The organism is Gemella haemolysans, from assembly GCF_001553035.1.
Classification (GTDB): domain Bacteria; phylum Bacillota; class Bacilli; order Staphylococcales; family Gemellaceae; genus Gemella; species Gemella haemolysans_B.
Window position 1 is genome coordinate 17793 of the sequence record NZ_KQ959950.1, and the last position, 9155, is coordinate 26947.

The window sequence follows — 9155 nt, forward strand, 5'->3', positions numbered from 1 at the left end:
TTCTTTGAAATCACGATTTTTGAGTCACTCCCACTCTAAAATATCACGAAAACCATATATAATCAATATGTAAATCTAAATAATACATTTTCTAAAAATTAATCATTATATATGATATAATATAAGGGTTAGACACTTTATTTTTTATATTAAATTAAATGTATATATAGTAACCTTAATTACAATTTTAAAAGGGTATTTTTAATTATTATTTTATTTTTAGATAAATTATTACTTAATTTGTTTCAAAACGTCTCAAAATATCTAATTTTTTCCTTATTTTTGATTTTATTATTTATTTGCTTGATTAAATTCAAGGGAAAGAGTATTATTTAAAAAATTTTATTCTAATATTTTTTAAATAATCTTCCTTTATGATCCTTGATTTTAATCATTTTTCGCTATTTTCTTCCTTTGAGAAGCATACGAAAAATATTTAATTTTATTTCTTATGCTTCGGCTTTTTATTTTATAGCTAAAAAATCGCCTATAATAGTTTTCATAAGAGTAAATTCTTTTTTTGATTTGTCGTAATTTCATTATACAGGATTTACTCTTCTTTTTTATATTTTGTCTGACATCAATTATAACACTACACTGATGGAATGTTAATCGTTTGCTTAAAGTTGTAACTTCATTGAAAAAAATGATATAATATTGATAACTATGTATATACTCACGGTGGTGAGAAGATGCAGGTCAAAAAATAAAAGTATGCTCCCAAAAAATGTTTTATAAAAAATATAATTAGGAATATATATTAGTTAATACTTAGTATAAATCTAAGGAGGAAGAAAATGGCAGAATATAAAATACTAGTAGTCGATGATGAAGAACCGATTGCTAATATACTAGAATTTAATCTTAAAAAAGAAGGTTACGATGTAATCGTTGCTAATGATGGGGAAAAAGCGGTGGAACTTGCTTTTAATGAGAACCCAGATTTAATTTTACTCGATTTAATGTTACCGAAAAAAGATGGAATGGAAGTGTGTAGAGAAGTACGTGCTAAAAAGAATATTCCAATCATCATGTTAACGGCAAAAAATAGTGAAATAGATAAAGTTCTTGGACTTGAATTTGGAGCGGATGACTATGTGACTAAACCTTTCTCAACACGTGAACTTATGGCAAGGGTTAAGGTAAACCTACGTCGTGTTATTAAACAACAAGAGGGAGTAGTTGAGGAGAAAAATGGCGGAGATCTTGTAATTAAAGATATCGTTATTTATCCAGAAGCTTATGTTATTAAGAAAAATGGTGAAGAAATTGACTTAACACGTAGAGAATTTGATTTATTCTATTATCTTGCGCAACACCGAGGACAAGTTTTAACAAGAGAAAATCTTCTGCAGACGGTATGGGGCTATGATTACTTTGGTGATGTTAGAACTGTGGATGTAACTGTAAGAAGACTACGTGAGAAAGTAGAGAATGACTCATCTCAACCTGAGTATATTATGACACGTCGTGGTGTTGGTTACTTTATAGGTGAAGAGTAATGAGTTTTTTGGGAAAGAGATTTAAGAAAAGATTCTTTTCATCAATTCGTACTAAGTTCGTAATAGTTTATGTATTGGTTAATATAATTTCATTACAACTTATCGGATTGTTCTTTACAACACAATTAAGAAATAGTAATGTGAATACATTTGAACAGAATATTATCGAACAGGAAAAAATCTTAAACTACCATGTTCGTGAAGAATTGGAAAAAACTAGTAGTGGAGATGGTTCGAAAGATACGGAAGATAGTACTAGCCAAGATGAATCTTCAAAGAATAGCAGAGATTCGAAGAGTAATAGAGATTCAAAGAGTGGTATAGCTAAACTAGTTAGTGAATTTAATATTCAAAAGTTATTATTAGTTAATGTTATAGATAATGATTCAAAAATCTTAGCGACTTCTTCGAAAAATGGTAATGATGAATATCTTGCTAAAAGGTCGTTTGATCCATTGGTAAGTCAAGTTATAAAAACAGGAGAGAGTACTAAACAGATTCAAAATAATGCTGACAGCAACAAGCGTGTGTGGATCTATGTGAGTCCTGTTAAAAAGGATAATGAAGTTATTGGTGTAATCTCTCTTATGGCGGATATAGAGAGTGTTTATCAAGAGGTAAATGGTATTTCTAAAATCTTCATAGTGGGAACTATTCTATCGATATTAATTACTACAGTAATAGGATTCGTAGCTTCAAAAACGGTGACGAGCTCTATTGAGAAGATGAGTTCACAGGTTAAGAAGATGGCTCTGGGGAACTACGGTACAGTAGTTGGTATAGATGCAGATGATGAAATCGGAGATCTGGCGAAAGTATTTAATCAAATTTCTAAAAGAATTGAAGAAGAGCAGGCTGTTACTGAGACTGAACGTAGGAAGCTTGCGACAATTATCGAAAGTATGATGGATGGAATTATTACGACAGATAATAACGGTAAAATAATTCTGATTAATACTAGTGCGGAAGATATGCTGGGTGGTCGTGATGATGAAATCTTTATCGGAAAAGATGTTTTGAAGATTCTTAACATCACTGAATACGAAAGTATAGAGGAGATACTAGAAGCGGAAGATAGTCTTCTTGTAAATACCTCAAAAACGGATGAAGAGCTACTTTTACGTGCTGAAATTTCTAAAATAGAAAAAGAGGATAAGGAAGATTTAACTCAGATGTCAACGGAGTTGGAAGGATATATTATCGTGCTTTATGACGTAACAGATCAAGAACGTCAGGAAAAAGAACGACGAGAATTCGTATCTACAGTATCTCACGAACTTCGTACTCCTCTAACAACGATGAACAGTTATATCGAAGCATTAGAAGAAGGTGTTCTTGAGGATAAAGAGCTTGCGCCACAGTTTATCGATACGATTCATAAAGAAACGACTCGTATGATAAGAATGGTAAATGAGCTTATGCAACTTGGTAAGATGGACATCAAAGAGGAGCATTATGAGAAAGAATTTATCGATATTAATAAGATGCTTGAACAAATTACCGATAGATTCGCTTTAACACATCCTGAGAAAAACTTTATAAAGCATATTCCTAAGAGTCCGATATTTGTAGAAGGTGACCAGGATAAACTTACACAGGTATTTGATAATATCGTAAATAATGCGATAAAATACTCTCCTAATGGTAAGAATATTACAATAAGGGTGAGACAGAACTATCACCACAATAGGGTGAGTATTTCTATTAAAGATGAAGGTGTAGGAATTCCATTAGTCCACATTGATAAAATCTTTAATAGATTCTACAGAGTTGATAAGAGTAGACAAAGAAGTATGGGAGGAACAGGTTTAGGCTTGGCTTTAGCTAAGACTATAGTAGAGGCCCATAAAGGTCGTATTTGGGCACAAAGTAGAGAGGGTTATGGAAGTATTATATTCGTAACACTACCTTGTGAACAAATTGATGATGAATGGTTATAGAGGTAAATAATATGAAAAGTAAAAGGAAAGAAACTGTTAAATCAGTTGTATTAGGAATATTAGTTCTAATGAGTTTAACGCTATCTTATCTTATTATTACTTATCAACCAGATTACGAGATCTTTACGAAAAGATCTACTCAAAAATCGGTTGAATCAGACAAAAATAGTCTTTTAAACTTTTTGATTCCTGATAGTGTCGTAAAAAATTATGAAGGCTCAAGAGAAGAACCGATAGTTCAGAATTCTATAACGAAGGTAGCAAGTGTTGATGCTGTAAAGAATAAAAGGGTATTGAAGGATTTATTGTCGATAATCTCAGATAGCGAAAGTACAGAGTCTAGGGTTAGAAATCGAAATATAGAAGATATTACAACGAATAATGTTGAAAAAATCATGATAAATTATAAGGTGACCTTGGATTCAGCTTTGGTGAAACCTTTGTTCTTCTCAGAGGAAAATTCTAATATCAGTTTGGAATTTGATACGATAGTTTTACTAAAAGAAAGACCAAATATGATTTATTTATATAAAAAAGATGATAAAAACTATCTACAGATTACTCTGAAGGATGAAATTTATAGCAGGGTAAATAGTAAGTTTAATGAGAAAAAACAAAGCTATGCCAAGTATAGTTTGAATAATAGATTTATCTATTTGAAAGAGTCTGATGAGGATAATGTTATAGATGAATACAGTGCTGAAGAGATTAGTTTAAATAGGTTAGCTAAGGATATTTTTGAGAAAAAGGATAATCTTAGAATTAGTAATGAGGATGAAGTGACCGATGGTTATGGTATCTTACGATCTATAAACAACAGATTAGTATATACAAATCCATCGAACGAAGGTGGGAAAGAAGTTGGAGCTACAGTCGCTATAAACAATACCATGAGCTTCTTGGGACTTGGATATATAGGAGATACAGATTATCAGCTTACTACCGCTCTAGAAGGAATTACTATTTTCCAAGAAGCTTATAAGGATTCGATAGCTTTTAGTAAAGAAGGTCATGCTGATATTATTTCTGAGGATAATAGTAGTGGAATATATAAGCTAACTTCACCAAAGATACTTACAAAGACTTATCTTTCATCAAAAGAAGCGGAACTTTACTCTATTGAGAAAACTGAATATGTAATTAATTATCTTTATGAAAGAGTTAACCTTAAAGAAATAGGTGATATAGTTCTAGGTTATGATAAGGTCTATAATAAAGATAGAAATAGTTTTAGCTATGTGCCAGCGTGGTATGTAAAATATAATGATAGATATATGAGTTTTAAAAAATTAAAAGAGATGATTGACAAGGGAGAGAGACTATGAACTGGGGTAAGATGAAGACGTTGTTTATTTACCTATTTGTTGCGCTTAATGCTGTCTTGTTAACATTTTATATATATACAGTTCAGAAGAATAAAACAGAGATAGTTCAAGAAAAAGAAATTATTGAACGTTCTATGAAAAATGATAACATAACTGTAGAAGAAAATGCAACGAAACGTGATAATCTTGGTTATGTGAATGTTACAATTTCTGATTTGAAGGATATCCGTAAGGAAGATAGTGGTCTAAAGTATGAAGTTGAAAATGTTGATAAGACATCTGCTTTAAAAGTCAGTTCAGAGAATGCTATTACCAATGTAAACAAAGGTAGTTATAGAGCTGAATTAGATTCATTCTTGCTAGAAAAAATGAAATTAAGTGCAAATTATATTTTTTCTAGTTATAATTCATCAAAAAATGAAGTTATCTTTGAACAGCAAATAGATAGTTTTAGAGTATTTTCAAATAAAAATGCACGAATTGTCTTTAGTGTTGAAAGTAATGGAGATATTAAAAACTTCACATTGACGAGTGTTTCGAATATAAGAAAAGATAAGAACGAGGCGCTAGTGCCATCTAGTCAAGCGATAAATAGATTATATCACGAAGACTTAATTCCTAAAAACTGTCGCGTACGCACTACTTTAGGGTATTATACCTATATTTCACAAACGGAAAATCAAGTGTTGATACCGACTTGGAATGTAGAAATAAGTGATAAAGATGGCCAAATTAGCAACTATTATGTAGATGCAATAAATCTAAATGTACTGAACAGAAAAGGACATAACTCATAGATAGGTATTTAAAAACAAAGGGTCTTCGGAATATATAGTGGAATTACTTTCTTAATAGTTTAAAAACAACTGGTGTTTAAATCGGATTTTCTGGTGGGATGTTAGGATAATCAATAGTATTATATAAAAGTATCAATCACATACGAGTGATACTTTGGGAAAAAAATAAAATAGTCCAATTTACTTGACCGTGTACTATGGTACATGGTTTATAATATTCAGGGGGTGAAATAAGATGATTTATCGCATTAGTGAGTTTGCAGATAAATGTGGAGTTAATAAAGAAACAATCAGATATTACGAGCGAAAAAATTTATTACAAGAACCTCACCGAACGGAAGCTGGTTATCGGATATATTCATATGATGACGTTAAGCGTGTTGGGTTTATTAAACGAATACAGGAACTTGGTTTCTCTTTAAGCGAGATTTATAAATTACTTGGTGTTGTAGATAAAGATGAAGTTCGTTGTCAAGATATGTTCGAATTTATTTCTAAAAAACAAAAGGAAGTGCAAAAACAAATAGAGGATTTAAAACGAATTGAAACTATGTTAGACGACTTAAAACAACGATGTCCAGATGAAAAGCAATTACATTCGTGTCCAATAATAGAAACATTAACATGAGAGATTAATTAACGAAAGGAGCTTTTTTATGAATAAATTTAAGGTAAACATTTCAGGAATGACTTGTACGGGTTGTGAAAAACACGTAGAATCAGCACTTGAAAAGATAGGTGCTAAAAATATTGAGTCTAGTTATCGTCGTGGTGAAGCAGTATTTGAACTGCCCGATGATATTGAGGTTGAAAGTGCAATAAAGGCGATTGATGAAGCAAATTACCAAGCCGGAGAAATTGAAGAAGTATCATCACTAGAAAACGTGGCGTTAATTAATGAAGACAATTATGACCTTCTTATTATTGGTTCTGGTGCTGCTGCCTTTTCTTCGGCAATTAAAGCTATAGAATACGGTGCAAAAGTTGGAATGATTGAGCGTGGAACGGTTGGGGGAACCTGTGTGAATATTGGCTGTGTTCCGTCAAAAACTCTTCTTAGGGCAGGGGAAATCAATCATTTATCAAAAGACAATCCGTTTATAGGTTTACAAACATCCGCTGGAGAAGTGGATTTAGCTAGTTTAATCACGCAAAAGGATAAATTGGTGAGTGAACTTCGGAATCAAAAATATATGGATTTAATTGATGAATATAATTTTGATTTAATTAAAGGTGAAGCAAAATTCGTTGATGCTAGTACGGTTGAGGTCAATGGGGCAAAGTTATCTGCAAAACGCTTTTTAATTGCAACAGGTGCATCGCCTTCGTTGCCCCAAATTTCAGGACTTGAAAAAATGGACTATTTAACTAGTACAACACTTCTTGAGTTAAAGAAAATACCAAAACGATTAACTGTAATTGGTTCAGGATACATTGGAATGGAGCTTGGACAACTATTTCATCATTTAGGTTCAGAAATAACGCTTATGCAAAGAAGTGAGCGACTTTTAAAGGAGTATGATCCTGAGATTTCAGAGTCAGTTGAAAAAGCGTTAATTGAACAGGGTATAAACCTTGTCAAAGGGGCAACTTTTGAGCGTGTTGAACAAAGTGGAGAGATAAAAAGGGTTTACGTAACAGTAAATGGCAGTAGAGAAGTCATTGAATCAGATCAGTTACTTGTTGCCACTGGAAGAAAACCAAATACGGATTCTTTAAATTTAAGTGCAGCAGGTGTTGAAACTGGAAAAAATAATGAAATCCTGATCAATGATTTTGGTCAAACAAGTAATGAAAAGATTTATGCAGCAGGAGATGTGACTTTAGGACCACAATTTGTATATGTAGCAGCCTATGAAGGTGGAATTATTACTGATAATGCTATTGGTGGATTAAACAAAAAAATAGATTTATCGGTAGTTCCTGCTGTTACGTTTACGAATCCGACGGTTGCAACGGTTGGTTTAACAGAAGAACAAGCAAAAGAGAAAGGGTATGATGTGAAGACATCTGTATTACCTTTAGATGCTGTTCCAAGAGCAATTGTAAACCGTGAAACAACCGGTGTATTTAAACTAGTAGCAGATGCAGAAACACTAAAAGTATTAGGGGTTCATATTGTATCTGAAAATGCAGGAGATGTCATCTATGCAGCATCATTAGCTGTTAAATTTGGCTTAACGATAGAAGATTTAACAGAAACCCTAGCACCATATTTAACAATGGCTGAAGGGCTAAAATTAGTTGCACTTACGTTCGATAAAGATATTTCGAAATTATCTTGTTGTGCAGGCTAAGGGAACTTTTTTACAACTCCCTATTCAAGTGAACCAGCTAATGCTTTAAGGGATTTTCTAAGTGCATTTGTGGTCACAAAAATAATTTAACACTGATGATTTCGACATCAAATCTATAATTGATACCTTAACACCGCAGAGTAATAAAGGATGAATAATATGTCAGACTTATTATCCCTACCAGACATTAAAACAATAGAACCGCCACAAGAAAATGAAACCGATATGATGTTTAAAGTTGAAGCAGTCGGACCACCTGAACGTTGTCCTGAATGTGGTTTTGACAAGTTGTACAAACACAGTTCAAGAAATCAACTAATTATGGATTTGCCCATTCGTTTAAAGCGAGTGGGCTTACAATTGAACCGTAGACGATATAAGTGTCGTGAATGCGGATCTACCTTCTGGGAACGCCTAATATCTGTAGATGAAAAGCGTAGTATGACCAAAAGGCTTTTAAAGTCCATTCAAGAGCAATCCATGTCTAAGACCTTTGTAGAAGTCGCAGAAAGCGTTGGTGTTGACGAGAAAACCATTAGGAACGTTTTTAAGGACTATGTGGCACTCAAAGAACGTGAATACCAGTTTGAAACTCCTAAGTGGCTTGGGATAGACGAGATACATATTATCCGTAGACCTCGGCTTGTATTGACTAATATTGAACGCAGGACTATTTATGACATCAAGCCTAACCGTAACAAGGAAACAGTCATCCAACGTCTTTCAGAAATCAGTGACAGGACTTACATTGAGTACGTCACAATGGATATGTGGAAACCCTACAAAGACGCAGTGAACACTATCCTTCCACACGCTAAAGTTGTCGTAGATAAGTTTCATGTAGTTAGAATGGCTAATCAAGCCTTAGATAACGTCAGAAAGTCTTTGAAAGCCCATATGAACCAAAAAGAAAGACGTACCCTTATGCGTGAAAGGTTTATCCTTCTAAAGCGTAAACACGATCTAAATGAACGTGAATCATTCCTCTTAGATACTTGGTTAGGTAATCTTCCTGCTTTAAAAGAAGCCTATGAACTCAAAGAAGAGTTTTACTTGATATGGGATACTCCTGATCCAGATGAAGGTCATCTTCGTTATAGTCAATGGAGACACCGTTGTATGTCCAGCAACTCTAAAGACGCATATAAAGACCTCGTGAGAGCCGTAGACAACTGGCATGTTGAAATATTCAACTACTTTGATAAAAGGCTCACTAATGCTTATACGGAGTCAATTAACAGCATTATTAGGCAGGTAGAGCGAATTGTAAATGTCAATATAAAAATGTACAAAA

Annotated in this window: 7 protein-coding genes; all 7 read left to right on the forward strand. The window is 33.0% G+C overall.

What is annotated here, in order from left to right:
• Positions 1–797 precede the first annotated feature (797 nt).
• A complete protein-coding gene (gene yycF / locus HMPREF3186_RS03705; protein WP_060913986.1) occupies positions 798–1502 on the forward strand; it encodes a response regulator YycF in 705 nt (234 codons plus the stop codon).
• Complete coding sequence (locus HMPREF3186_RS03710; protein ID WP_060913987.1) at positions 1502–3442, forward strand: ATP-binding protein; 1941 nt, start codon at positions 1502–1504, stop codon at positions 3440–3442. Before yycF ends, HMPREF3186_RS03710 begins: the two co-directional genes overlap by 1 nt.
• A gap of 11 nt (positions 3443–3453) precedes the next feature.
• Positions 3454–4767, forward strand: a complete 1314-nt coding sequence (gene yycH / locus HMPREF3186_RS03715) for a two-component system activity regulator YycH (RefSeq protein ID WP_060913988.1) — start codon at positions 3454–3456, stop codon at positions 4765–4767.
• Complete coding sequence (gene yycI / locus HMPREF3186_RS03720) at positions 4764–5564, forward strand: two-component system regulatory protein YycI (protein ID WP_060913989.1); 801 nt, start codon at positions 4764–4766, stop codon at positions 5562–5564. The genes yycH and yycI overlap by 4 nt, the downstream gene beginning before the upstream one ends.
• Before the next feature lie 235 nt (positions 5565–5799).
• The gene (merR, locus tag HMPREF3186_RS03725; RefSeq protein ID WP_060913990.1) at positions 5800–6192 is read left to right on the forward strand and encodes a mercury resistance transcriptional regulator MerR; all 393 of its coding nucleotides are present in this window, start codon (positions 5800–5802) and stop codon (positions 6190–6192) included.
• Positions 6193–6220: 28 nt separating this feature from the next.
• Positions 6221–7861 carry a mercury(II) reductase gene (gene merA, locus HMPREF3186_RS03730; protein WP_001031935.1) on the forward strand — a complete coding sequence of 547 codons (1641 nt, stop codon included), beginning with the start codon at positions 6221–6223 and terminating at the stop codon, positions 7859–7861.
• Between the two features lie 159 nt (positions 7862–8020).
• Positions 8021–9155 (forward strand): ISL3 family transposase (locus HMPREF3186_RS03735; protein ID WP_060913991.1); only part of this gene is annotated, 1135 nt, incomplete at its 3' end.

Bases quoted from the DNA above. Each gene is read 5' to 3' on its own strand.
- yycH (WP_060913988.1), top strand. From the start codon at position 3,454: ATGAAAAGTAAAAGGAAAGAAACTGTTAAATCAGTTGTATTAGGAATA.
- merR (WP_060913990.1), top strand. From the start codon at position 5,800: ATGATTTATCGCATTAGTGAGTTTGCAGATAAATGTGGAGTTAATAAA.
- yycF (WP_060913986.1), top strand. From the start codon at position 798: ATGGCAGAATATAAAATACTAGTAGTCGATGATGAAGAACCGATTGCT.
- merA (WP_001031935.1), top strand. From the start codon at position 6,221: ATGAATAAATTTAAGGTAAACATTTCAGGAATGACTTGTACGGGTTGT.
- yycI (WP_060913989.1), top strand. From the start codon at position 4,764: ATGAACTGGGGTAAGATGAAGACGTTGTTTATTTACCTATTTGTTGCG.
- HMPREF3186_RS03710 (WP_060913987.1), top strand. From the start codon at position 1,502: ATGAGTTTTTTGGGAAAGAGATTTAAGAAAAGATTCTTTTCATCAATT.